The sequence below is a fragment of the Pseudomonas sp. NPDC047961 genome (assembly GCF_050272435.1).
GTDB lineage: Bacteria > Pseudomonadota > Gammaproteobacteria > Pseudomonadales > Pseudomonadaceae > Stutzerimonas.
The window spans coordinates 209280-232170 of sequence record NZ_JBNNMD010000001.1 but is presented as its reverse complement, the minus strand read 5'-3'; the positions used below and the strand labels follow the sequence as shown (position 1 = coordinate 232170).

18 protein-coding genes and 1 tRNA gene are annotated in these 22891 nt (G+C 58.8%); 11 read left to right on the top strand and 8 right to left on the bottom strand.

The window, feature by feature from the left end:
* The 4 genes from ACQKIK_RS01070 to ACQKIK_RS01055 all read left to right on the top strand — a co-directional run bounded on the left by ACQKIK_RS01070 (position 1) and on the right by ACQKIK_RS01055 (position 4717).
* Positions 1–966 (top strand): UDP-glucose 4-epimerase family protein, encoded by a 966-nt coding sequence (locus ACQKIK_RS01070; RefSeq protein ID WP_499134433.1) that lies wholly within the window; start codon positions 1–3, stop codon positions 964–966.
* Between the two features lie 71 nt (positions 967–1037).
* Positions 1038–2084, top strand: coding sequence for an MraY family glycosyltransferase (locus tag ACQKIK_RS01065; protein WP_499135163.1), 1047 nt, complete (start codon positions 1038–1040; stop codon positions 2082–2084).
* A complete protein-coding gene (locus tag ACQKIK_RS01060) occupies positions 2081–2677 on the top strand; it encodes an acetyltransferase (protein ID WP_499134431.1) in 597 nt (198 codons plus the stop codon). Before ACQKIK_RS01065 ends, ACQKIK_RS01060 begins: the two co-directional genes overlap by 4 nt.
* A 48-nt stretch (positions 2678–2725) precedes the next feature.
* Complete coding sequence (locus ACQKIK_RS01055) at positions 2726–4717, top strand: polysaccharide biosynthesis protein (RefSeq protein ID WP_499135161.1); 1992 nt, start codon at positions 2726–2728, stop codon at positions 4715–4717.
* Between the two features lie 237 nt (positions 4718–4954).
* On the opposite strand, the gene ACQKIK_RS01050 is transcribed toward ACQKIK_RS01055, so the two are convergent.
* Together ACQKIK_RS01050 and ACQKIK_RS01045 are read right to left on the bottom strand one after the other, a co-directional pair.
* On the bottom strand, positions 4955–6157 hold the full coding sequence (locus tag ACQKIK_RS01050) for a CaiB/BaiF CoA transferase family protein (protein ID WP_499134430.1): 1203 nt from the start codon (positions 6155–6157) through the stop codon (positions 4955–4957).
* 267 nt (positions 6158–6424) lie between these two features.
* The gene (locus tag ACQKIK_RS01045) at positions 6425–7768 is read right to left on the bottom strand and encodes a DUF2254 domain-containing protein (protein ID WP_499134428.1); all 1344 of its coding nucleotides are present in this window, start codon (positions 7766–7768) and stop codon (positions 6425–6427) included.
* Positions 7769–8023: 255 nt separating this feature from the next.
* Between ACQKIK_RS01045 and acs the strand changes: the two genes are divergently transcribed.
* Positions 8024–9982, top strand: a complete 1959-nt coding sequence (acs, locus tag ACQKIK_RS01040) for an acetate--CoA ligase (RefSeq protein ID WP_499134425.1) — start codon at positions 8024–8026, stop codon at positions 9980–9982.
* Between the two features lie 45 nt (positions 9983–10027).
* Here acs and ACQKIK_RS01035 read toward each other — a convergent pair whose 3' ends face one another.
* From ACQKIK_RS01035 to ACQKIK_RS01025, 3 genes are all read right to left on the bottom strand, one after another.
* Positions 10028–11149 (bottom strand): mechanosensitive ion channel family protein, encoded by a 1122-nt coding sequence (locus ACQKIK_RS01035; protein ID WP_499134423.1) that lies wholly within the window; start codon positions 11147–11149, stop codon positions 10028–10030.
* A gap of 133 nt (positions 11150–11282) precedes the next feature.
* On the bottom strand, positions 11283–11651 hold the full coding sequence (locus tag ACQKIK_RS01030; RefSeq protein ID WP_499134421.1) for a rhodanese-like domain-containing protein: 369 nt from the start codon (positions 11649–11651) through the stop codon (positions 11283–11285).
* Between the two features lie 686 nt (positions 11652–12337).
* A tRNA-Ser gene (locus ACQKIK_RS01025) sits at positions 12338–12427 on the bottom strand.
* 225 nt (positions 12428–12652) lie between these two features.
* Here ACQKIK_RS01025 and ACQKIK_RS01020 point away from each other — a divergent pair.
* The 5 genes from ACQKIK_RS01020 (at position 12653) to ACQKIK_RS01000 (ending at position 17482) form a co-directional block, all read left to right on the top strand.
* Positions 12653–13957, top strand: a complete 1305-nt coding sequence (locus ACQKIK_RS01020) for an HD-GYP domain-containing protein (RefSeq protein WP_101153030.1) — start codon at positions 12653–12655, stop codon at positions 13955–13957.
* Between the two features lie 131 nt (positions 13958–14088).
* Entirely contained in the window at positions 14089–14784 is a 696-nt protein-coding gene (locus tag ACQKIK_RS01015; protein WP_463308027.1) for a crotonase/enoyl-CoA hydratase family protein, read from the top strand.
* A 118-nt stretch (positions 14785–14902) separates the two neighbouring features.
* Entirely contained in the window at positions 14903–16123 is a 1221-nt protein-coding gene (locus tag ACQKIK_RS01010) for an aspartate aminotransferase family protein (protein WP_499134419.1), read from the top strand.
* A gap of 68 nt (positions 16124–16191) precedes the next feature.
* A complete protein-coding gene (locus ACQKIK_RS01005) occupies positions 16192–16479 on the top strand; it encodes a hypothetical protein (protein WP_045428440.1) in 288 nt (95 codons plus the stop codon).
* Between the two features lie 10 nt (positions 16480–16489).
* Complete coding sequence (locus ACQKIK_RS01000; protein ID WP_499135159.1) at positions 16490–17482, top strand: succinylglutamate desuccinylase; 993 nt, start codon at positions 16490–16492, stop codon at positions 17480–17482.
* 280 nt (positions 17483–17762) lie between these two features.
* On the opposite strand, the gene ACQKIK_RS00995 is transcribed toward ACQKIK_RS01000, so the two are convergent.
* From ACQKIK_RS00995 to ACQKIK_RS00985, 3 genes are all read right to left on the bottom strand, one after another.
* Entirely contained in the window at positions 17763–18122 is a 360-nt protein-coding gene (locus ACQKIK_RS00995) for a YgaP-like transmembrane domain (protein ID WP_064482055.1), read from the bottom strand.
* Positions 18123–18242: 120 nt separating this feature from the next.
* Positions 18243–20276, bottom strand: a complete 2034-nt coding sequence (locus ACQKIK_RS00990) for a S9 family peptidase (RefSeq protein WP_463308025.1) — start codon at positions 20274–20276, stop codon at positions 18243–18245.
* Between the two features lie 114 nt (positions 20277–20390).
* Positions 20391–20711 (bottom strand): hypothetical protein, encoded by a 321-nt coding sequence (locus tag ACQKIK_RS00985; RefSeq protein ID WP_499134416.1) that lies wholly within the window; start codon positions 20709–20711, stop codon positions 20391–20393.
* A gap of 17 nt (positions 20712–20728) precedes the next feature.
* On the opposite strand from ACQKIK_RS00985, the gene fadB reads away from it, so the two are divergent.
* Positions 20729–22876 (top strand): fatty acid oxidation complex subunit alpha FadB, encoded by a 2148-nt coding sequence (fadB, locus tag ACQKIK_RS00980; RefSeq protein ID WP_499134415.1) that lies wholly within the window; start codon positions 20729–20731, stop codon positions 22874–22876.
* Positions 22877–22891: the final 15 nt, after the last annotated feature.

Sequence of the window (22891 nt, the reverse complement as noted above, 5' to 3'; positions counted from 1 at the left end):
ATGCGCGTCCTGCTCACCGGTGCCAGTGGCTTTGTTGGCCAAGCCGTGTTGGATCGATTGGTCATCGATGCTGGGGCTGGGCATCAGGTTGTGGCCAGTTACCGCTGTCTACCGTCAGCCCAGCGTGAAGGCGTTGAATATTGTCTAACGCCGACGCTTGGTCCTGAGGCAGATTGGCACTCTGCGCTTGTGGGTGTTGATGCGGTGATTCACTGCGCTGCGCGCGTACACGTGATGGACGATGCGTCGGCTGATCCACTTGCAGAGTTCAGGCGGGTTAATGTCGATGGAACATTGGCGTTGGCGCGGCAGGCGGTATTGGCAGGTGTGCGCCGGTTTATTTTTCTCAGTTCAATCAAGGTCAATGGGGAAGGCACTCCCTTGGGGCAGCCCTATTGCGTTGACGATACCCCCGCGCCTCAAGACCCTTATGGCATCTCGAAGCTGGAGGCTGAGCAGGCATTGTTGGCCTTGGCGGAAGAGACGGCTATGGAGGTGGTGATTATTCGACCGGTTTTGGTCTATGGCCCGGGCGTCAAGGCCAACTTCCGCAGCATGATGAATTGGCTCTGCCGAGGGGTGCCGTTGCCGCTCGGTGCGATCAGTAACAAGCGTAGCTTGGTTGCCTTGGATAATTTAGTCGATCTGATCGTGACCTGTGTCGAACATCCCAAGGCCGCCAATCAAATCTTTCTGATCAGCGATGGAGAGGATCTCTCCACGACTGAACTGTTGCACCGTATGGGGCTGGCGCTGGGCAAGCCTGCACGACTATTGCCGGTACCGGCAGCCTTGCTTGAGGCGAGCGCATTGCTATTTGGAAAGCGAGCTACAGCACAGCGACTCTGCGGATCGTTGCAGGTGGACATTTCCACGACGTGCGAACGTCTGGGGTGGACGCCCCCGGTACGCGTGGACGATGCATTGGCGAAGACTGCCGCATACTATCTGACTCACAAGGCGTGACTCGCCTTTGCTAGCTCCGGCTACGCGTGATTGCTAGCAATCTTGCTCGTACCGTGAGCGTTTTGCGCGATATGGGCCTAAGAAATGTCCGAGGAACACAAGTGCTGATCTGGTTGCTGCCGGTTGTTGCCGGCTTTTCGTTTTGCCTGACCTTAGTGTTGCGTCGTTACGCCTTGGCGCGCAGCATCATCGATATCCCCAATGCCCGCAGTTCTCATTCGGTTCCAACACCCCGTGGCGGCGGTGTGGCTATTGTGATGTGCTTTCTTATGGCACTGCCGATGCTTGAAATATTCAATGTTATCGGCTTGCGCTCAATGTGGGCATTTCTGGGCGCAGGTGCAGGCATCGCGGTGCTGGGTTTCCTGGATGATCACGGCCACATTGCTGCACGATGGCGTCTGCTTGGGCATTTTGCCGGTGCGATCTGGGCAATTTATTGGCTAGGTGGCTTGCCTCCATTAATGTTCCTGGGTTTTAGCCTGGACTTGGACTGGTTAGGACATGCCTTGGCGGTGATCTATCTAGTGTGGCTGCTGAATCTCTACAACTTCATGGATGGTATCGATGGTCTCGCCAGCATTGAGGCGATTTGCGTATGCATCGGCGGTGCCTTGCTGTATGCAATAACCAGCGAACAGGGCATGGTGCTGGTGCCTCTTCTGTTGACTGCAGCGGTTGCGGGGTTCCTATTCTGGAATTTTCCTCCGGCCCGTATATTCATGGGAGATGCAGGTAGCGGTTTTCTGGGTATTACACTTGGCATCCTTTCAATACAAGCGGCTTGGGTTTCGTCCCAGTTACTTTGGGCTTGGCTGATACTGCTGGGCGTGTTTGTTGTGGATGCGACCTTTACCTTAATCAGGCGCTTAATACGCGGGGATAAGGTTTATGAGGCCCACCGCAGTCACGCCTACCAGTACGCGTCTCGCCAATATGGTCGCCACTTGCCTGTGACCGTGACGGTTTTGTTTATCAATCTGTTTTGGTTGTTGCCTGTGGCGCTGTGGGTTGGCCTCGATGGTATTGATGGCGCACTGGGATTGGTTATTGCCTATATCCCATTGATAGTGCTGGCCGTGAAATATCATGCCGGCGAGCTAGAGTCCGCTCTATGAGCGATCGAATATTATTAATTGTCGGTGCGGGCGGGCATGGTAAATCGGTAGCTGAGGCGGCTCTTCTTAGCGGACAGTGGGGGAGTATTCTATTTGCGGATGATCGTTGGCCTCAGTTGCAACAATGCACAGGTTGGCCAGTGGTCGCGAATACTGCGGGGCTGGTCACTGTCGCGGACCGTGTGCACGGGGCGATTGCGGCTATCGGGAATAATGAGATGCGTGAGCGCTGTGTGAAGGCTATCCGCGACTCGACGATTCCGTTGGTATCTGTCGTTCATCCACAAGCTTTTATAAGCCCCGCCGCCAAGATTGGAGCCGGCACGGCTGTGTTGGCAATGGCTGTAGTGGGAACCGATGCGCTGATTGGCATAGCGGCTATCGTTAACGCCAACGCAACTGTTGATCATGATGTTGTACTCGATGACTTTGCCCACTTGGGTGTTGGCGTACAGCTGGCCGGAGGCGTGCATATAAAGGGTCGCGCCTGGTTGCAGGCTGGGTGTAGTGCCGGTTATGGCGTGGTGGTTCCTGAGCGGGCTGTGTTGGCGCCGGGTGCGGCGCTAGCAGCGGATCGTACAGGTCGCTTCTGATAGAGCCCGCAAGAATAGGATTTCTCTGTGTTAAGACTTGCTGAAAAACTGCGCACCCGCCTGGTGCATTTGCGTCGGCGTTATAAGCGCGCTATCCAGCTGTCCACCGATATATTGTTGGTTTGGGCCGCGCTATGGTTGGCGTTTTTCATTCGTCTTGGTGACGCCGATTTTGTTGAGCCACTCGGTGGGCACGCTTGGTTGTTTGCTGTTGCGCCTGTGCTATCGATCCCATTTTTCGTTCATTTCGGATTGTACAGAGCTGTGATGCGCTACTTCGGCAACGATGCGCTGATGGCCATCGTCAAGGCGGTTACGCTCTCGGCACTGCTACTTTCCTTGGCTGTTTATTGGCGGAGCGATGCACCCAAGCTGATTCCGCGCTCGATGGTGTTCAATTACTGGTGGCTGAGCCTGGTGTTAATTGGCGGTTTGCGCCTAGTGATGCGCCAATACTTTATGGGTGACTGGTTTTCTGCGGATTCGCCCGGCAGTTTCAAGGGTCGCGATATGGGATTGCCCAAGGTGGCTATCTACGGAGCGGGTGCCGCTGGTAACCAGCTCGTCGCGGCTTTGCGTCTGGGACGGGGAATGCGCCCCGTCGCCTTCATAGACGATGATCCTAACCTCTACAATCGCTCCATCGCTGGCCTACGCGTTTATTCGCCCAAGCATATTCAGCAGATGATCGATGAGACCGGCTGCAATGAGATTCTCATGGCGATCCCATCTGCCTCTCGGGCGCGGCGGCGTGAGGTGTTGGAGACGCTGGAGCACTATCCGCTGCACGTACGCAGCGTGCCGGGCTTCATGGACTTGGCCAGTGGACGCGTGAAGGTAGAGGACATTCAGGAAGTGGACATCGCCGACCTGCTAGGGCGCGATGCCGTGCCGCCGCAGCAGGCGCTGTTCGAGAAGTGCATCCGCGACAAGGTGGTAATGGTGACCGGTGCTGGCGGCTCGATTGGGTCGGAGCTGTGCCGGCAGATTCTATTGAACAAGCCCAAGGTATTGCTGCTGTTCGAGCACAGCGAATTCAATCTCTACAGCATCCATATCGAACTGGAGCGGACCCTTGAGCGGGCTTCGCTGCCGATCAAGCTGGTGCCCATCCTCGGCTCGATCCGCAACCCTGATCGCTTGCTGGATGTGATGCGCACCTGGCACGTAGAGACGATCTACCATGCGGCGGCCTACAAGCATGTGCCAATGGTGGAGCACAACGTCGCCGAAGGGGTGCTGAACAACGTGTTGGGCACTATGAACACGGCCCAGGCTGCGGTGCAGGCTGGCGTAGCGAACTTCGTACTAATCTCCACCGACAAGGCCGTCCGGCCCACCAATGTGATGGGCAGCACTAAGCGTGTCGCGGAGATGATTTTGCAGGCGCTAAGCCGTGAGACGGCGCCGGTGCTATTCAATGCGGACGGGGCGGTGCATCACGTCAACAAGACGCGCTTCACCATGGTTCGCTTCGGTAACGTGCTGGGCTCGTCGGGGTCGGTGATTCCTCGGTTCTATCAGCAGATCCGCAGCGGTGGGCCGGTTACGGTGACCCATCCGAAGATCACCCGTTACTTCATGACCATTCCCGAGGCGGCGCAGCTGGTGATCCAGGCGGGCTCTATGGGGCAGGGCGGCGATGTGTTCGTGTTGGACATGGGCCAGCCAGTGCGGATCGCCGAGCTTGCCGAAAAGTTGATTCACTTGTCAGGCCTGAGTGTACGCTCGGAAAAAAGCCCGCACGGGGATATTGCAGTGGAGTTCACCGGGTTGCGCCCGGGCGAGAAGCTCTACGAAGAACTGTTGATTGGCGATAACGTTAGCCCCACCGAGCACCCGATGATCATGCGGGCCGATGAGGAGCACTTCACCTGGGATGTGCTGCGCCGGGTGCTGACGAAGCTGCTCAAGGCCGTGGAGCAGGACGATTACCCACAGGTGCGAATCTTGCTGCGTGAAGTGGTGAGCGGGTATGTGCCTGAAGGGGAGATCGTCGATCTGATTTATCAGCAGCGGCGGTTGGGGCAGCTGGAATAATGGCGTTTGCCCACCGGCATGGGTTGCCTTTGCCGGGGCGGACGAAGAGGTGTCACGGTTCTCTATTCCGCTTGGCAGAGCTGCAGACACCGTTTCCACCGTTAAACCGAGGACTCGTTCTAATTGGGTTCGCAAGCAAGCTCGCTCCTACGTGGCAGCTGGCGCTTGGCCTATTTACCGTAAAGGCCGCATGGTGGATGAAGAGAGCGTCATCCACCCTACGCAGGCCGCGGCGGTTCAAATAACTCCGCGCTCACGCAGTCCTCTGACCTGTGCTTCGGTCAGGCCGAGGCCTGCCAGAACGTCCTCGGTGTGCTCGCCAAGCTGCGGGCCGCCAGCTCCGATGCGGCCAGGGGTGCGGCTGAGTTTGGGGAGCACGCCCGGCACTTTTAGCGGCCCGGCGAAAGTCTGCACCTGCTCGATCATTTGCCGGGCCATATAGTGTGGGTCGTTGACGATATCGGCGGCGGTGTAGGGATAGCCGGCCGGGACGCGGGCTTCCTTCAATGCTTCGATGACCTCATCGCGACTGTGTTGAACGGTCCACTCGCCAATCGCCGCATCGATCAACTCAGCCTGCAAGGCGCGACCATCGTTGTGGGCGAAGCGTGGGTCGTCGGCTAGGTCCTGGCGGCCCATCAGCGTCATCAGGCGCTTGTAGATGCTGTCGCCATTGCCAGCAATGAGTACATAGGCACCATCGCTGCAAAGGTAGGAGTTGGACGGCGTGATGCCGGGCAGGGCGCTGCCGGCCGGCTCGCGGATGTAGCCGAAGGCGTCGTATTCGGGCACCAGGCTTTCCATCATGGCGAATACCGATTCGTAGAGCGCCACGTCGATTTCCTGGCCTTTACCGCTGCGGTTACGCTCTAGCACGGCGAGTAGCACCCCGATCACGCCATACAGCGACGACAGCGAATCGCCAATGCTGACGCCCACTCGCACTGGGGGCTGACCAGGGTAGCCAGTGAGGTGGCGCAGGCCGCCCATGGCTTCGCCAATGACGCCGAAGCCGGGCAGGTCACGATAGGGGCCGGTCTGGCCGTAGCCGGAAATGTGCAACATGATCAGGCGCGGGTTGAGCGCCGACAGCTCGTCCCAGCCAAGGCCCCAGGCTTCTAGCGTGCCGGGGCGGAAGTTCTCCACCACCACATCGGCTTCGGCGACTAGCTGACGGACGATCTCCTGGCCTTCTGCGGCTTTCAGATCCAGCGTCAGGGACTGTTTGTTGCGCGATTGGACGTGCCACCAGAGTGACGTCCCGTCCTTGAGTTTGCGCCATTTGCGCAGCGGGTCGCCAACGCCCGGCGGCTCGATCTTGATCACCTCGGCACCGAACTCGCCGAGCATCTTGCTGGCAAAGGGGCCGGCAATCAGCTGGCCCATTTCTATGACCTTAAGGCCATGAAGGGGCAAGCTGTTGTCATTCTGTTCGTTCATCGCAACACCTTATGCCCGGTCGTTTTGTCTTCGAAGGATGACCGAGCGGCACCCTGGGGGCAATTACGGAATAGCCATGGAAGGCTTTCGAAACGGAGGAGAGACGATCGAAACATCGCGTCGCTTGCAGACCGGTAAACGGGCAAGTCGGTCCGATCTGGCTAGGTAGCCGAAGAGGCCAGCCTGCCGCACCGGCCACTCGCTCAGTCCGTGGAGCTCCAATACCAGCCTTTGACACTGGCGCCCGCCGAGCCGAACGAAGCTGTGCTAGTCAGTTGGTCTCGTTTGGCGCTCCCGGTCGATCGGCAGAAGCGCTACGGCCGGTTGTCTGATCTGAAGTTCCGCCACCCGCTCGATCACTTCGTTTACCGCTTGACGGTCATGCGGGTTTCCCACCTTGGCATCGGCGTCGTCTCGCAGGGCTCGAATTTCGTCATGAAGCGCTTCCCGCTGCGCGTCGCTTGGGTTGCCATGTAGCGCGTTCTTCAGGCACTGCAGCAGCGTGACCAGTACTTGCGGATCATGGCCGCCGTAGATGCGGATTGGCGCGATGACCGTCTGCAGCATGCGGGGCATGCCCAGTTGCGGATAGAAGAGGCGCGGACGCCCTTCGTCAATGCAGCCCAGGTCGTAAGCCGGCAGGCCACCGAGCCGTTTCAGCAATACGCCGAGCAGGTTGATCGCCCGCATAGCCGTGCCCGGATCGTTGATCGCTGGGCTGATCGCTTTGACCGCTATTTCCGAAATCTGCCGCATGCCGTAAGAGACGTTGGCGCCGGCGAATTCATTGTCGTGAAAGTCGAAGCAATCGAGCATTTCGTTTGCCTCTGTGTCGCTTAGCCGGGTGCTGAGCTTGATCAGCGGATGCCCTTCGATCAGGAAGAAGCCCGGCTCTACCTGAATCATTGCGGTCAGGTTGTGCTTGCGCAGCACCTTCCCCAGGCGGCGTTCGTTTACCTCGCGCAGATAACCCGGTCGAGCTGCGGGCAGGCACCACCAGTCGGTGGCGTCGGGAATGTCAGCGACGCCCGCGATGCGTTTTTTGCGCTTCTTTAGATTGGCCGATGCGTCGTTGTAGAGCTGGCTGAGGATCCATTCGACTTGAATTGACTGCGAGACCGAGCGAATGAACACGACGAATAGCGCCATACAAAACATGCCGAACACCAGTGCCAGCAGTAGCCCGAGTGCAGGCACGCTTGCTGGAGCTTTGCCGTTCAGCGTGCCGATCATCATCAGGCAATAGACGATGCTGCCCAGATAGATGCCCAGTATCACTTGGTTGCGCAGATCGCTAACGAGGCCGGGCAGCACTCGAGGTGACAGGCGCGCCGCGGCACCATTGAGCACGACCATCACCATGGAGAAGCTGAATACGGTAAGGGAAATGATGCCGGTAATGAGCGTGCCTAGAACCTCCCGGCTGTTGTCTGCATCGACCAGCCCGGGTGGCAGCCTGTCGCGCAGGGCGGGAGCAAGGCTGGTCGACTCGAACGCCAGAACCAACATTGCCAGCACCGCATAAACCGCGGGAATCAGGACCGGGTAGAAGGCGATGCTGTCGGTTACGCGTTTGACCGCACGAAAGACCATATTAGCTGGCGCAGACATGACTGAGACCTGGCGTGACGGGCGTTTGGCCCTGGCAGGTATATGACCACGGAGCGGGAGGGAGTACGCCTTGGCCGAAGCGTCTATGCTCTATAGCAGCGTGGTGTTCCGCGACGGCTTAACGTCTTTGGAACGCTGTTAGGCCCGTGTAGCTCGAACGTGAAGTCGCTCAGGCGCTTGGTTTGGTTCGTATGGTTCGCCTGTGAGGCAGGGTTATTCGAGACGATAACAAGACCGACGAATGAGGTGTTCGCCATGAGTGCTGCGTCCCTGTATCCGGTAAGTCCAGAGGTGGCGGCCCAGTCGCTGACCGATGAAGCCACCTACAAAGCCATGTATCAACAGTCGGTGGTCAATCCTGACGGCTTCTGGCGCGAGCAGGCCGAGCGCATCGACTGGATCAAGCCGTTTACCCGAGTTAAACAGACGTCCTTTGACGACCACCATGTCGATATCAAATGGTTCGCCGACGGCACCCTGAACGTTTCGGCCAATTGCCTGGACCGCCATCTCGAAGCTCGGGGCGATGAGATTGCGATCATCTGGGAGGGCGACGATCCGGCAGATCACCGCGAAATCACCTACCGCGAGCTGCATCACGAGGTGAGCAAATTTGCCAACGCGTTGCGCGGACAGGACGTGCATCGGGGCGACGTGGTCACCCTCTACATGCCGATGGTTCCGGAGGTCGCCGTGGCGATGCTGGCTTGCGCGCGCATCGGCGCCATCCACTCCGTGGTGTTCGGTGGTTTTTCGCCGGAAGCCCTAGCCGGAAGGATTATCGACGGCAATTCCAAAGTAGTGATCACGGCCGATGAAGGGCTCCGTGGTGGGAAAAAGGTGCCGCTGAAGGCCAACGTGGATGAGGCGTTGACCAACCCGCAGACGCACTGCGTGCAGAAGATCATTGTGGTGCGGCGCACTGGTGGCGACATCCGCTGGCACCCGCATCGCGACATCTGGTACGAGGACCTGATGCGCGTGGCTGGGGATGTTTGTGCGCCGAAGGAAATGGGCGCGGAAGAACCCCTGTTCATCCTGTACACCTCGGGCTCCACCGGTAAGCCGAAAGGTGTGCTGCATACCTCCGGTGGTTATTTGCTCTACGCGGCCCTGACCCAAGAACGGGTATTCGATTACCGCCCTGGTGAGGTCTATTGGTGTACCGCCGACGTCGGTTGGATCACCGGGCACAGCTACATCATCTACGGTCCACTGGCCAACGGCGCCACCACCCTGATCTATGAGGGTGTACCCAACTATCCGGATGTCACGCGGATCGCCAGGATCATCGACAAGCATCAGGTGAATATCCTCTACACCGCGCCGACTGCGATTCGTTCGATGATGGCCGAAGGCCCGGCTGCGATGGAGGGGGCCGACGGGTCGAGTCTGCGCTTGCTCGGTACTGTGGGGGAACCGATCAACCCTGAGGCCTGGCATTGGTATTACGAGACGGTCGGCAAATTGCGTTGCCCGATCGTCGATACCTGGTGGCAAACCGAGACGGGCGGCATTTTGATCAGCCCGCTGCCAGGCGCGACCGCACTGAAGCCAGGCTCCGCAACTCGCCCCTTCTTCGGCGTAGTGCCCGGCCTGGTGGACAATCTCGGCAACCTGCTCGAAGGGGCAACGGAGGGCAATCTGGTCATCCTGGATTCCTGGCCTGGGCAGATGCGCAGCATCTATCGAGACCACGATCGCTTCGTCGATACCTACTTCAAGACCTTTCGCGGCATGTATTTCACTGGCGATGGCGCCCGCCGTGATGAGGACGGCTACTACTGGATCACCGGGCGGGTCGATGATGTGTTGAACGTTTCCGGACATCGCATGGGCACTGCGGAAATCGAAAGTGCGATGGTCGCGCACCGCAAAGTGGCCGAGGCGGCGGTGGTTGGCGTACCGCATCCGCTCAAAGGGCAAGGCATCTATGTGTACGTGACGCTGGTGGCGGGTGAGGAGGCTTCGGATCAGTTGCGCCAGGAATTACAACAATGGGTCCGTAAGGAAATCGGGCCGATTGCGGTGCCCGATGTCATCCAGTGGGCGCCGGGCTTACCCAAGACGCGTTCAGGCAAGATCATGCGCCGCATTCTGCGCAAGATCGCCACAGACGAACACGACGCACTAGGGGATATTTCGACCTTGGCTGATCCGGGCGTAGTGCCGCAGCTGATCGAAACCCACAAGCAAATGCGTCCGATGAGTTGAGCGGTCGGCGGTGATCGGCTCTCGGCCGGTCGCCGCCACCGACTGTCAGCCATTTGTCAGCGAGCGTTGCGACTCCTCGTTGGCGGCCGGTTTTTCCTTCGGGACACCGGCAACCGTCACCTCGGGAAAGCTGCCACCGATGAACTCGACACTGCGGGTCGGGAAGGCGAATTGCAGGCCCATCTCGCGGATGCCGTCGAGCAGCTGCAGGTTGATCTCTTGCTGGGCGTCCATGTAGGCGTTGTAGTCCGAAACCTGCATGATGTACACGACTTCGAACGTCAGCTGGCTGTCATCGAAGGCAAGGAAATGCGCCCGGTCAAAGTTCGCATTCTCCACGCCATCAACGATCCGCCTCACCAGCGCTGAGACTTCGCGCACCTTATCCGACGGCGTGCTGTAGGTGATGCCGAACTTGAACACGATGCGGCGTGTGTTCATGCGCTTGTAGTTGTGCAGGATCTGCTTGAGCAGATCGGCATTGGCACAGACGATCTGTTCGCCGCTGAGGGCGCGAATCCGTGTCGTCTTCAGCCCAATGTGCTCGATGTTTCCCGCGACTGCACCAAAAACGACGAAGTCGCCGATCTCGAAGGGCTTGTCGACGCCAATCGATAGCGAAGCAAAAATATCGCTGAGCAGTGTCTGTACGGCCAGGGCAATAGCGATACCCCCGACGCCCAGGCTGGCGACCATCGCCGTGATGTCGACGCCGAGGTTCGCCAAGATCGAGAGCAACATCATCGTCCAGATCACGATGCGGATCATGATCCCGATGATCGTCGTAGTGACTGGGTTTCGAGCTTTGCCGTCGTGGGTCAGGCTTTCCATCCACAGGCGAACGGCCGTATCCATCCATAGTGCAATCTGGAATGCTAGCGCGATGAACCAGCCGTGGGACATCGCCGTTTCCCACCGTTCTGGCAGCTCAACGACCTTGAGGGCGATCAGCAGCGATAGGGCAATCAGCAGTATGTGGCTGGTGCGGCTGAGCATCTCCGCGGCAAGACCAACGAAACCGCTTCTGGAGCCCTTTGCCATCTTGCGAAGGCGGTTGGTGATGATCCGCAGGATGGTCTGCAGGATGAGATAGCTGGCAATCGTGATGCCAGCAATTATGGCGATGTTGATCCAAAGGCCTTCGTTCAACACCACATCCCAATTCATCAAGTGGTTTCCTCCCGGTATGCGCGACCAAGCGCTTAAGCAGTGGCTCCTTTTTCAGTAGCCACTGCGGCGCATTAGTTCCCACGATAAGGGTAGGCGAAACGAGGATGGGGCGCGGTGAGGGCGCGTGCTCTCAGCGAAGCGGCACGAGCCCGTTCAGATCCTGATAACCGCCAGCGTTGATCACTTGGCTATAGCCCAGCTCCTGAAGCAGATCCTGCGCGGCTTCCGCTCGGCGGCCGCTACGGCAGTAGAGGACTACGGGAGCATCTTTGTCCGGAGCAATCGCGGCGATGCGCTCGGCAAGATTCTCCGTCTCGATACGTGTTGCACCGGGTAGGGCACCTTCGGCGAACTCCTGTTCGGTGCGCACGTCGATCAAGACGGTGTTCGTGTGCTGCAAGGCTTTCAACGCGGCAGACTGATCGACCTGGGCAGCAATGGCTGCAGTGGTCGTTACCGTTGCCATCAATGCAATCAACAGTCGGTACAGGTTTTTCATTGGTTCCCTCATTCTTGCAGTCTTAGCTGATCAGTCGAGTGAGGTTCGGCAGGATCAGAATCACCGCGGTGGCGAACAGGATCATCGTAGCCTGCCTGACCTTTTTGTGTTTAAACATGATGGCGGCCTTTTGATTTTTCTGATTGTTCTGGCGGAGCAACTTAGCTGTTACAGAGCGGGTTAGCTTGGCGAGTTCTGGTCTAAGCTCCAGCGTAAACAAAGCAATATGCGGGCCATGAGAAAATGATGAGGATGTACCGAACGTTGTCGTTCGGGCGAAGGTTCGCGGGCGAGCGGGCAGGTGCCCTGGTTTCGCCGCGGGGCACTCTGCCTGGCCGGGCGGTTCGGTTTAGAGCGCTGGTGCACCTGGTCTACCACTGACGCTGGTTTTATTCGGGTCGTCGTCGAGACGAGGCTTTTGCTCCATGGCCTGGCAGAAGCCACTCGGGATGTTCGCTTGCCGCATCGCCAAACTCAAATGGCTACTGACTCGATTGGAAACGTCTACTTTTTTGCAGCTTTAAATACGGGTGGAATCGAAACACTAAGGTAGCGGTGGGGCCGTTCAGCGCTGCGCTCATCCTGGTGAAGGGCGCGGCCTATGACCGGCGGCTGAGCGCGATTCTGGACGGATTCTTTGCGGCAGAAACGACAAAGCCCCGACAGGCGGGGCTTTGTGTTTGATCTGGCGGTGAGGGTGGGATTCGAACCCACGATACGATTTCTCGTATACACACTTTCCAGGCGTGCTCCTTCAACCGCTCGGACACCTCACCGGGTCTCGAAAGACGCGATGTCCTTCGAGGCGCGCTAATGTAGCGGAAGAGCATGCGGATGGCAAAAACTTTTTTAGTTTTTTCATGCGCTTAAGGGTTTGTTGGAAATCCCGACAGGCGCGCGTGGCAATGAACCTATCGTTGCTCTAGGGTTCGAACTACAAAGAAATGCTGTGCCTGTGCGCAATCATGCGTGGTGAATATTGAGAGCCAGGAAAGGCTTTGATGAAGTTATTCAAAACAAAGCGTAAACGGCCGGAGGTGGTAGAGATCGCCACCAAGCGTCGTCTGCACGTCAGCCACTTAGAGCTCGGGATGTATATCTGCGAGCTGGATCGCCCGTGGCGGCAGACAGACTTTCTCTTTCAAGGCTTCCCCCTGCTTAAGCTGGAGCATATCCACGCGGTGCGCGAACGCTGTGATTACGTGTTCGTTGACGACACACGGCGCGTGCTGATCGATCAGGGCCAAATGATTGTGCCAACGGCGACTCCGCTGCGCGTGACGCGCAAGATGACCCGCATTCCGCTCTCGCTTGAGGTGCAGGAAGCACGAGAGGCCTATCTCAGCAGCAGCTTGGTTCTGGATCAGGTGCTACTGGACGTCCAGCAAGGGCGGGCGATCGATACTAAGGCCTGTCAGGCACTGGTTAAGCGAAACCTCGAAAGCATGCTGCGTAACGAAAGCGCCATGCTCTGGCTGACGCGTCTGAAGTCACAAGATCTCTATACGAGTCTGCATTGCCTTTCTGTGTCCATACTTGCCATGGGATTCGGTACGCACCTTGGGTTGGCCGACGATAAGATCGAACTATTGGGCATCGCTGGGCTGCTGCACGACGTGGGCAAGATGAAAATCGACCCGACGATCCTGAACAAGCCAGGCAAGCTGACCGAGGAAGAATTTCAGCACATCAAGCTGCACCCGACGTTTGGTTATCAGGCCTTGTGCAGCCAGGAAGACATTCCTGCCGCTGCGATTCAGGCGGCGCACGGCCATCACGAACGGTTGGATGGAAAGGGTTATCCGCAAGGGCTCGCGCATTACCAGATCCCGTTCACGACCCGGGTGATTACCATTGTTGACGCCTTCGATGCGATTACCAGTCATCGAGCTTACGACGACGCACGCCCGATCCAGACGGCGTATGACGTGTTGCGCAGCAGTGCCGGGCAGCAGTTCGACGAAGCACTGGTGCATGAATTTATTCGCTGGCTCGGCGTGTTTCCGGTCGGAACTTTGGTGGAACTGCACACGGGTGAGGTTGGGTTGGTGCTTGAGAAACACCCACATTTGCACCTCAGGCCGAAGGTGGTCGTGTTACGGAGTTCGAACAAGACGCCTTGCGAGCCTCGTTATCTGGATCTGTCCCAGTTGACTGTCGATGCCGATGGGACGCCATATCGGATCAGTAGCGGGATCCCGGATGGGTCCTATGGACTGTTTATTGCTGATCCGCAATTGCAGAGGATCCTGCATCCCGAACTGCTTGCCGTCCTTGAGCTCGAGCCGGAGCCGGTCGACGACTAACCGTGCTCGCTTTTCCCGCTGACGCCCGTCCAGCGAAGGTTGCGAACCATGACTTGCCGGTCAGTCACGATGCTTTACCTCTTGGGTTCTGCTGGGTAACGTCTGCGAACTTTTAACAAGGAATATTCATCATGAGTGATCTGGTTTCCTACGAACTCGAAGACGGTATCGCCACGCTGACGCTGAATAACGGCAAGGTCAACGCTCTGTCTCCGGCCATGTTCGACGCGCTCAATGCGGCTTTCGACCGTGCCGAGCAGGACCGCGCCGTGGTGATCCTCACTGGCCAGCCGGGCATCCTGTCCGGTGGCTATGATCTCAAGGTCATGACCTCAGGGCCAGAGAACGCCATTGCGCTGGTGACCACGGGCTCGAAGTTCACGCTGCGAATGCTGGCTCATCCTTTCCCGATTGTCGCGGCCTGTCCGGGGCACGCGATTGCCAAAGGCGCCTTCCTGCTGCTTTCGTCGGATTACCGCATCGGTGTCGAAGGCGCGTTCAATATCGGCCTCAATGAAGTACAGATCGGTATGACCATGCACCATTCGGGTATCGAACTGGCTCGAGACCGTTTAACCAAGCCTGCCTTTCAGCGATCGGTGATCAACGGTGAGATCTTTAATCCGCAAGCTGCAGTCGAGGCGGGTTTCCTCGACAAGATAGTCCCGGCCAATGAGCTGATGGATGCCGCCAAAGCGGCGGCGGCCCAGTTGAAGAAGATCAACATGACCGCGCACAAGAACACCAAGCTCAAGGCACGCAAGGCCTTGCTCGAAACCTTGGAACGGGCCATTGAACTCGACCAGCAGCATTCAGTCGTGTCCTGAAGAGAATTTTCGCCGGGCCGCCCATTGCTGGCGGGCCTGCGTTTAAACTGCGCATGCAACGCCCCGCTATGGCGGGGCGTTTTATTTCCTATCCGTGTCGCATCCCAGGAGAGTCCTGATGTCCGCCCCGCACACCCCGGTAGAACGCGCTGATTTCGACCAGGTCATTGTTCCCACTTTCGCACCCGCCGCTTTCATTCCCGTGCGTGGCCAGGGTTCACGAGTCTGGGATCAGAGCGGGCGAGAGCTGATCGACTTTACCGGTGGCATTGCCGTCAATGTGCTCGGTCATGCCCATCCGGCGCTGGTAGCAGCGCTGACCGAACAGGCTGGCAAACTCTGGCACATCTCCAACATCTTCACCAATGAGCCGGCGTTGCGTCTGGCCAAGAAGCTCACTGCAGCGACCTTTGCCGACCGGGCGTTCTTCGCTAACTCCGGCGCCGAGGCCAACGAGGCGGCCTTCAAGCTGGCGCGCCGCTTCGCGCATGACAACCACGGGCCGGAGAAATGCGAGATCATCTCCGCAATCAACAGCTTCCACGGCCGGACGTTGTTTACCGTGACGGTGGGCGGCCAGCCGAAATATTCCGATGGGTTCGGGCCCAAGATTCAGGGGATCAGCCACGTCCCCTATAACGATCTCGAAGCACTCGCCGCGATGATTTCGGACAAGACCTGCGCCGTGGTGCTGGAACCGATTCAGGGCGAAAGTGGTGTTGTGCCCGCTGATCAGGCTTATTTGGAAGGTGCTCGCAAATTGTGTGACCAGCACAACGCGTTGTTGATCTTCGATGAAGTCCAAACCGGTATGGGCCGTACCGGCGAGTTGTACGCCTACATGAACTATGGCGTCACGCCGGACATCCTGACCAATGCCAAGAGCCTTGGCGGCGGCTTTCCGATTGGCTTGATGCTGACCACTGATGAGATCGCTGCGCATTTCAGCGTGGGTACTCATGGCACCACCTACGGCGGCAACCCGCTGGCGTGCGCCGTGGCCGAGGCGGTGGTCGATATTGTCAACACGCCGGAGGTGCTGAACGGCGTGAAGGAACGGCACGAGCGCTTCAAGCGTGGTCTGCTGGAGATCGGCCAGCGGCATGGCCTGTTCAGCCAGGTCCGCGGCATGGGCATGCTGATCGGCTGTGTACTTGATGACGCTTGGAAAGGTCGCGCGCGCGAGATCTTCGATGCGGCTGAGCGCGAAGCGCTGATGATCCTGCAGGCCGGACCCGATGTGATCCGCCTGGCCCCGAGCTTGATCATCGAAGAGGCCGATATCGCTGAAGGGCTGGCCCGTTTTGAGCGCGCTGCGGCAAAACTGAGCCAGGCCTGAGGCATAGGCTTTGAAACCGGCAGGGCAGTGATTTGTCCTGCCTTTTTTCCTTATCGAGAGTGTTGAGTATGAGCGACAGCCTGCAATTGATTCTTGAAGACGTAGACGGCACCCAGCTTGAGACGTCGTGCACCCGTTTTGCCGTGATGTGGCAGGGTCGGGAGGTCTGGATCCAGCAAGTCGGCAACAACCAGCTGATGATCGGTGTCGACGTGGAGGACGGCGACACTGAGTACGCCAATCTGCTGCTGCGTCCGCTGGCGACCAACTTGGTCAGCCTTGAGCTTGAGATGGAGCCGGTTGAGTCCGGCGAGGATGAGCACGTTCATGGTCCAGACTGTAACCACGACCACTGACGGCTCCGAAATGCCGACGCTGGGTCGGCTATTGGCGCTGACGGTTTCGGGTGACGTGCCGGCGGAGAGCGTCCAGTTCACTGATGGCGGGGCCCGGCTGCAATGGCTGGGAGAGGGTGCCTTAGAGGTTACTCCGGCGCGCGGTCAGGATGTGGGGCTTGATCTGGTGCTATCGGCGGGCGTGCATGGCTGTGAAGCCATTCCGATTGAGCTACTGGATCGCTTGATACGGGCGATCGCGCGCAACGAGATTCGCCCCCGCGCGCGGCTGTTGTTGCTGTTCTGCAACCCGCCCGCCATGCGGCAGGGCGTGCGTCGTTTAGGCCAGGATCTGAATCGGCTTTTTTGTGGCAAGCACGCGGCGAGCGAGCTTGGCGACGAGACGCGCCGCGCGGCGCAGCTGGAGGAGTGGGTTGCAGCGTTTTTCCAAGAGCCTGGCCGTCGGCGCTGGCATTACGACCTGCACTCGGCCATGCGTGCATCGGTGCTGCCGCAGTTCGCCGTCTGCCCTTGGGTAGACGGTCGCGAAGTCGCCCCGCAAAGCCTGACACGTCTTCAGCACGCTGCGGTCGATGCAGTGCTATTTCAGGAAAAGCCTTCCGGTACCTTCAGTGCTCACACGGCGACGCGACATGGGGCTGAGGCTTTTACACTGGAAATGGCCGAAGCCCCAGAGGGCGTATGGCCTCAGTGTCTGGACGAATTCCTGCAGACCGCTCGGGGCTGGATCGAAGCGGTTGAACCGGTACGGGACGAGTCGCACCATCGGCCCTTGCTGAAGTTTCGGCTGGCGCGTGAAATCATCAAGCAGAGCGATCAGTTCGTTCTGCGGCTCCCTGCTGACATCCAGAACTTTACCCCGCTGTTGCCCGGCACTCTGCTGGCGGAGGACAAGCAAGGTGTGCACTGGCTGGCGGACGAGCAGGATGCGCGGATCCTGTTTCCGTTATCGGATGTTGCGATCGGCGAACGTGCCGGGCTGATTGTCGTCCCGCGCGAGTGAGCTGCAATCTGTTTGATCTCTTTGCGGCATACCTGTCTCAAGGCGAAGCGTTGGCTTTTGCTTCGAATCGACGGGAGCCGCTCTTAAAGACCTACCGCCCCAAGGCGCGCCTTTTACACAGGGCTCGGGAGCGGTTCTGCTTTTTGATTAGTGTGGGGGGATGCTGGCTCGGGGCGCCGCTTTCGTTTTTGGCCAGCAAGACGGCCCGCTTTCGCTGGCGGGGCGAGCTTTCCATGCGAGCGGATTTGGAGCAATTACCGCTCGCGTAGCAGAAGCCCGATCAGACACCCGCTCGCGGATTGTCGAGCGAGTCGTTGCCGGTCACCGTCGCAGTGCCGGTGGCCGCCTGGGCATTGGTTTTCAGGCGCACGTCATCTGCCTCACTGCGCTCGAGCGGCATGCTTCGTGAATTGCCCTCGGCCATTCTGGCTTGTTCGTTCACCTCACTGAGCATGCGCTTGGCTTCGCACTGGCCGGAAACGCCTCTCGCCAATGCCATCCCGCCTACCGCCAGCTGCAGGACGCCACCCAAGCCGCCGCGCCCAAGGCCTTTACCAAGGAAGTACAGGCCGCCAATGATCGATGCTGCGCGCTCCCAGCCGTGCACGTTCTGTGAAGCCTGGTCAGATGTCCTGCTCATGGGTAATCACTCCGAAACGATGGTGTGATAGATGACCCCCGGGCGCGGGTCTCGTTCCTACCGCAAGTCGGCAAGGCCGCGCCGCCAGCAAGGAGCGGCGGCAACTGTGCAGCACCGCTGCTAGCGGGTTGTCTTGTCAAAGACCTTGAGCACAAAGGCATATTCCAGCGCTACGTCCTTCAACGCCTGATAACGACCGCTCATGCCGCCGTGTCCGGCACCGAATTCGGTTTTCAGTAGCAGTAGGTTGTCGTCAGTCTTTTGGGCGCGCAGCTTGGCGACCCACTTGGCGGCCTCCCAGTACTGCACTCGGCTGTCGTTGTAGCCAGCTACCGCAAGGATTGCCGGGTAAGGCTGGCTGCCTACGTTCTCATAGGGCGCATAGGCCTTGATGCGCGCATGCACCTCGGGCTGATTCGGGTCGCCCCACTCGTCGTACTCGGTCACTGTCAAAGGCAAGTCGGCGTTGAGCATGGTGTTCAGGACGTCGACGAATGGCACTTCGGCGATCGCCGCACCGAAGAGGTCCGGCCTCAGATTGAGCACGGCGCCGATCAGCAGACCGCCGGCGCTCCCGCCGCTGACGGCGAGTCGAGCCGGTTCGGTGTAGCCGTCGGTTATCAGTTTCTCGGCACAGGCAATGAAATCGCTGAAGGTGTTCGGCTTGTGCTCCAGCTTGCCGGCCCGGTACCAGGCCTCGCCAAGGTCGCCACCGCCTCGGACGTGGGCAATGGCGAAGATAAAGCCGCGATCTAGCAGTGACAGTCGGGCATGGGAAAACCAGGGGTCCAGGCTGTGGCCGTAGGCGCCGTAGCCATAAAGATACAGCGGCGCGGGTTTGCCAAATCGCTCTCGACGTCCGACCAGGCTGATCGGCACCTGACTGCCATCGTCGGCTGTTGCCCAGATACGTCGGCTCTCATAGGCATCGGCATCGAAGGGGCCTTCGACCGGAGTCTCCTTGAGTACCTCCTGCTTACCGTCGGAGAGGTTCAGCTGGCGAATCTGAGCCGGGCGGTTCAGTGCTTCGTAGCGCAGCCGGATAACCGGGCTATCGAATTCAAGCGTGTTGTGTACATGGAGGCTGTAGGCTGCATCCGGCAGTTGCAGCCGGTAGGGCGCGCCGGTTGATGGGCGAACCTCGATGATAGGAAGCCCGGCCTCGCGCAGGCTCAGCGTGACCGCATCGGCGTTCAGGCTGATGTCTTCCAACATTACCGAGTCACTGTGGCCGATCAGCTCGTTCCAGTGCTCGCGCTGCGGCGTGCACCCCGGGGCCTGATACAGCGCGAAATTGATCCCTGCCTGGTTGCTGCGAATCAACCAGCTCCACTCGTCATCGAGAAGGCCATGGTCGGGGTAGTACTCGTGGTCGTCTTGGCGCGGAGCAAGACAAAGCCAGTTTCCCTCGGGCTCATCCGCAGACAGCACCCAGGCTTCGCTGGTTGTTTTGCTGTTCGAAAGGATCACCAGTTGGCGTTCGGAGCTGGTCCGGTAGCAGTGCACGAAATAGCGCCCGTCCGGATCGTGGTAGACCTCCGTGCGCTCCTTGTCGCCCAGCCGGTGGCGGTAGATCTTGTGGGGTCGATGGGTGTCGTCCAGCTCGCCGAAGAACAGAGTACTGCTATCGTTAGCCCAGGTCATGCTGCCGTCGCAGTCATCAAAGGGCAGGGCGGTCACTGCGCCTGTGCTCAGATCCTTGACGAACAGTTGATAGATCTCATCGCCCTGAGTATCGAGGCTGTAGGCCAGTTTGCAGTGATCTTGGCTGACACTGAACGCACCTAGCGAGAGGAAGCCACCTGCGGCCAATTCGTTGGGATCAAGCAGCAATTGCTCCTGATTTTCATCGACATTGAATGAGCCATCTGCCGGCCGTGGGCATCGGTAATGACGCGGATACTCATCACCCGCAGTGGTGCGCTGGTAATACAGCCAGGGGCCCCAGGGCGACGGCAGCGAAAGGTCGGTCTCACGGATACGGCCTTTAATCTCTTGAAACAGCGATTCACGCAGTTGAGCTTGGTCAGCCAGCTGTTCTTCCAGATAGGCGTTCTCTGCCCTCAGGTATTCGAGTACCTCGGGTGCGTCGCGGTTCTCCAGCCACTTGTATGGATCCTGGCCTGTTTCGACGCGGGCAATGGGGGCAGACATGCGTAACTCCTGGAGCGCGGCCGCGAACTGGCGCAGCTGTACGAAATTTGGGTAAGAGCACCGAGTGTACAAGGTGCCCAGAGAGTTGTGACGGTGCGTGAAGGCGGTGGTCTATCAACGATGTGGCTGGCGATCAGCTGCATGAATGACCGTCCATGCAATAAAAGCTGGGCCTGCTGGCCGCGTGAGGGCCTGGTCTTGGCTAGGCTTATTGGTCTTGGTCCGGGTGAAGCGTCTTTGCAGCTTGGCCTGTCGATTGACATTCCGGTGCTTTTCAAAGAAGGTGTGCTCACCCAAATCAAACGGGCGTATGAATCGAGCGTTTGCCACGCAAATGCCGTCAGCCCGGTTTATCGTGTCGGTGGGTGTCGTTTCACCGGTAACGGTGACGGTCTTCGGACCGATGACGTGCGACACGTAACGTTCAGCTTCCATACCGTGGAGATCAGTTGATGATTTACGAAGGTAAAGCCATCACGGTTAAGGCTCTTGAGAGCGGCATCGTCGAATTGAATTTCGACCTCAAGGGTGAGTCCGTCAACAAGTTCAATCGCCTCACCCTCAGCGACCTGCGCCAGGCAGTCGACGCCATCAAGGCGGACGCTTCGGTTAAGGGCGTCATCGTTACCAGCGGCAAGGATGTTTTCATTGTCGGCGCGGACATCACCGAGTTCGTCGATAACTTCAAGATGTCCGATGAGGAGCTGGTCGCCGGTAACCTCGAAGCGAACAAGATCTTCAGCGATTTCGAAGACCTCGGTGTCCCGACCGTCGCGGCCATCAATGGCATCGCGTTGGGCGGTGGTTTCGAGATGTGCATGGCCGCTGACTACCGCGTCATGTCCACTGTTGCCAAGGTCGGCCTGCCAGAAGTGAAGCTGGGCATCTACCCAGGTTTCGGCGGTACCGTTCGACTGCCGCGTCTGATTGGCGTGGACAACGCTGTCGAGTGGATTGCCTCTGGCAAGGAAAACCGCGCTGAAGACGCCCTCAAGGTTCGCGCCGTAGACGCCGTGGTTGCCCCCGAGCAGCTGCAGGCCGCCGCGTTGGATCTGATCAAGCGCGCCATCTCCGGCGAGTTGGACTACAAGGCCAAGCGTCAGCCGAAGCTGGACAAGCTCAAGCTCAACGCCATCGAGCAGATGATGGCTTTCGAAACCTCCAAGGGTTTCGTGGCCGGTCAGGCGGGTCCGAATTATCCGGCGCCGGTCGAAGCGATCAAGACCATTCAGAAAGCCGCCAATTTCGGACGCGACAAGGCGATCGAAGTGGAGGCCGCCGGCTTCGTCAAGCTTGCCAAGACGTCGGTCGCGCAGAGCCTGGTCGGTCTGTTCCTGAGCGATCAGGAGCTGAAGAAAAAGGCCAAGGCCTACGATAAGCAAGCCCGTGACGTGAAACTGGCTGCCGTGCTTGGTGCCGGCATCATGGGTGGTGGTATCGCCTATCAGTCGGCTGTCAAAGGCACGCCGATCCTGATGAAGGATATCCGCGAAGAAGGCATCCAGATGGGCTTGAACGAGGCCTCCAAGCTGCTCGGCAAGCGCGTCGAAAAAGGTCGCCTGACTCCGGCGAAGATGGCCGAAGCCCTCAATGCCATTCGTCCCACCATGTCCTACGGCGACTTCGGGCACGTCGACATCGTCGTCGAAGCCGTTGTCGAAAATCCGAAGATCAAGCAGTCCGTGCTGGCTGAAGTCGAAGGCCTGGTACGTGATGATGCGATCATCGCCTCTAACACTTCGACCATCTCCATCAGCCTGCTGGCCCAGGCGCTCAAGCGTCCGGAAAACTTCTGCGGCATGCACTTCTTCAACCCGGTGCACATGATGCCGCTGGTGGAAGTGATTCGTGGCGAGAAGACCAGCGAAACCGCGATCGCCACCACCGTTGCCTACGCCAAGAAAATGGGCAAGAGCCCGGTCGTGGTCAACGATTGCCCGGGCTTCCTGGTCAACCGCGTGCTGTTCCCGTACTTCGGCGGCTTCGCCCGTGCCATCGCTCACGGTGTGGACTTCGTCCGTGCTGACAAGGTGATGGAGAAGTTCGGCTGGCCCATGGGCCCGGCGTATCTGATGGACGTGGTCGGCATGGACACTGGCCACCACGGCCGTGACGTGATGGCTGAAGGCTTCCCAGATCGCATGAAGGACGACACCCGCACGGCTGTCGACGTCATGTATGACGCCAACCGCCTCGGCCAGAAGAACGGCAAAGGCTTCTACGTCTACGAGATGGATAAGAAGGGCAAGCCGAAGAAGGTGGTCGATCCGCAGTCCTACGAGCTGCTCAAGCCGGTGGTCAGCGAGACTCGCGAGCTGTCCGACGAGGACATCATCAACTACATGATGATCCCGCTGTGCCTGGAAACGGTCCGCTGCCTGGAAGACAACATCGTCGAAACCGCTGCCGAAGCTGATATGGGCTTGATCTACGGCATCGGTTTCCCTCCCTTCCGTGGTGGTGCACTGCGCTACATCGATTCGATCGGTGTCGCCGAGTTCGTGGCCTTGGCCGACAAGTACGCCGACCTGGGCCCGCTGTACCAGCCGACTGCGAAGCTGCGTGAAATGGCTGCCAACGGCCAGAGCTTCTACGGTTAATTGAGGAATAAAGAG

Bases quoted from the DNA above. Each gene is read 5' to 3' on its own strand.
- ACQKIK_RS01070 (WP_499134433.1), top strand. From the start codon at position 1: ATGCGCGTCCTGCTCACCGGTGCCAGTGGCTTTGTTGGCCAAGCCGTG.
- ACQKIK_RS01065 (WP_499135163.1), top strand. From the start codon at position 1,038: ATGGGCCTAAGAAATGTCCGAGGAACACAAGTGCTGATCTGGTTGCTG.
- ACQKIK_RS01060 (WP_499134431.1), top strand. From the start codon at position 2,081: ATGAGCGATCGAATATTATTAATTGTCGGTGCGGGCGGGCATGGTAAA.
- ACQKIK_RS01050 (WP_499134430.1), bottom strand. From the start codon at position 6,157: ATGAACGAACAGAATGACAACAGCTTGCCCCTTCATGGCCTTAAGGTC.
- ACQKIK_RS01045 (WP_499134428.1), bottom strand. From the start codon at position 7,768: ATGTCTGCGCCAGCTAATATGGTCTTTCGTGCGGTCAAACGCGTAACC.
- acs (WP_499134425.1), top strand. From the start codon at position 8,024: ATGAGTGCTGCGTCCCTGTATCCGGTAAGTCCAGAGGTGGCGGCCCAG.
- ACQKIK_RS01035 (WP_499134423.1), bottom strand. From the start codon at position 11,149: ATGAATTGGGATGTGGTGTTGAACGAAGGCCTTTGGATCAACATCGCC.
- ACQKIK_RS01030 (WP_499134421.1), bottom strand. From the start codon at position 11,651: ATGAAAAACCTGTACCGACTGTTGATTGCATTGATGGCAACGGTAACG.
- ACQKIK_RS01020 (WP_101153030.1), top strand. From the start codon at position 12,653: ATGAAGTTATTCAAAACAAAGCGTAAACGGCCGGAGGTGGTAGAGATC.
- ACQKIK_RS01015 (WP_463308027.1), top strand. From the start codon at position 14,089: ATGAGTGATCTGGTTTCCTACGAACTCGAAGACGGTATCGCCACGCTG.
- ACQKIK_RS01010 (WP_499134419.1), top strand. From the start codon at position 14,903: ATGTCCGCCCCGCACACCCCGGTAGAACGCGCTGATTTCGACCAGGTC.
- ACQKIK_RS01005 (WP_045428440.1), top strand. From the start codon at position 16,192: ATGAGCGACAGCCTGCAATTGATTCTTGAAGACGTAGACGGCACCCAG.
- ACQKIK_RS01000 (WP_499135159.1), top strand. From the start codon at position 16,490: ATGCCGACGCTGGGTCGGCTATTGGCGCTGACGGTTTCGGGTGACGTG.
- ACQKIK_RS00995 (WP_064482055.1), bottom strand. From the start codon at position 18,122: ATGAGCAGGACATCTGACCAGGCTTCACAGAACGTGCACGGCTGGGAG.
- ACQKIK_RS00990 (WP_463308025.1), bottom strand. From the start codon at position 20,276: ATGTCTGCCCCCATTGCCCGCGTCGAAACAGGCCAGGATCCATACAAG.
- ACQKIK_RS00985 (WP_499134416.1), bottom strand. From the start codon at position 20,711: ATGGAAGCTGAACGTTACGTGTCGCACGTCATCGGTCCGAAGACCGTC.
- fadB (WP_499134415.1), top strand. From the start codon at position 20,729: ATGATTTACGAAGGTAAAGCCATCACGGTTAAGGCTCTTGAGAGCGGC.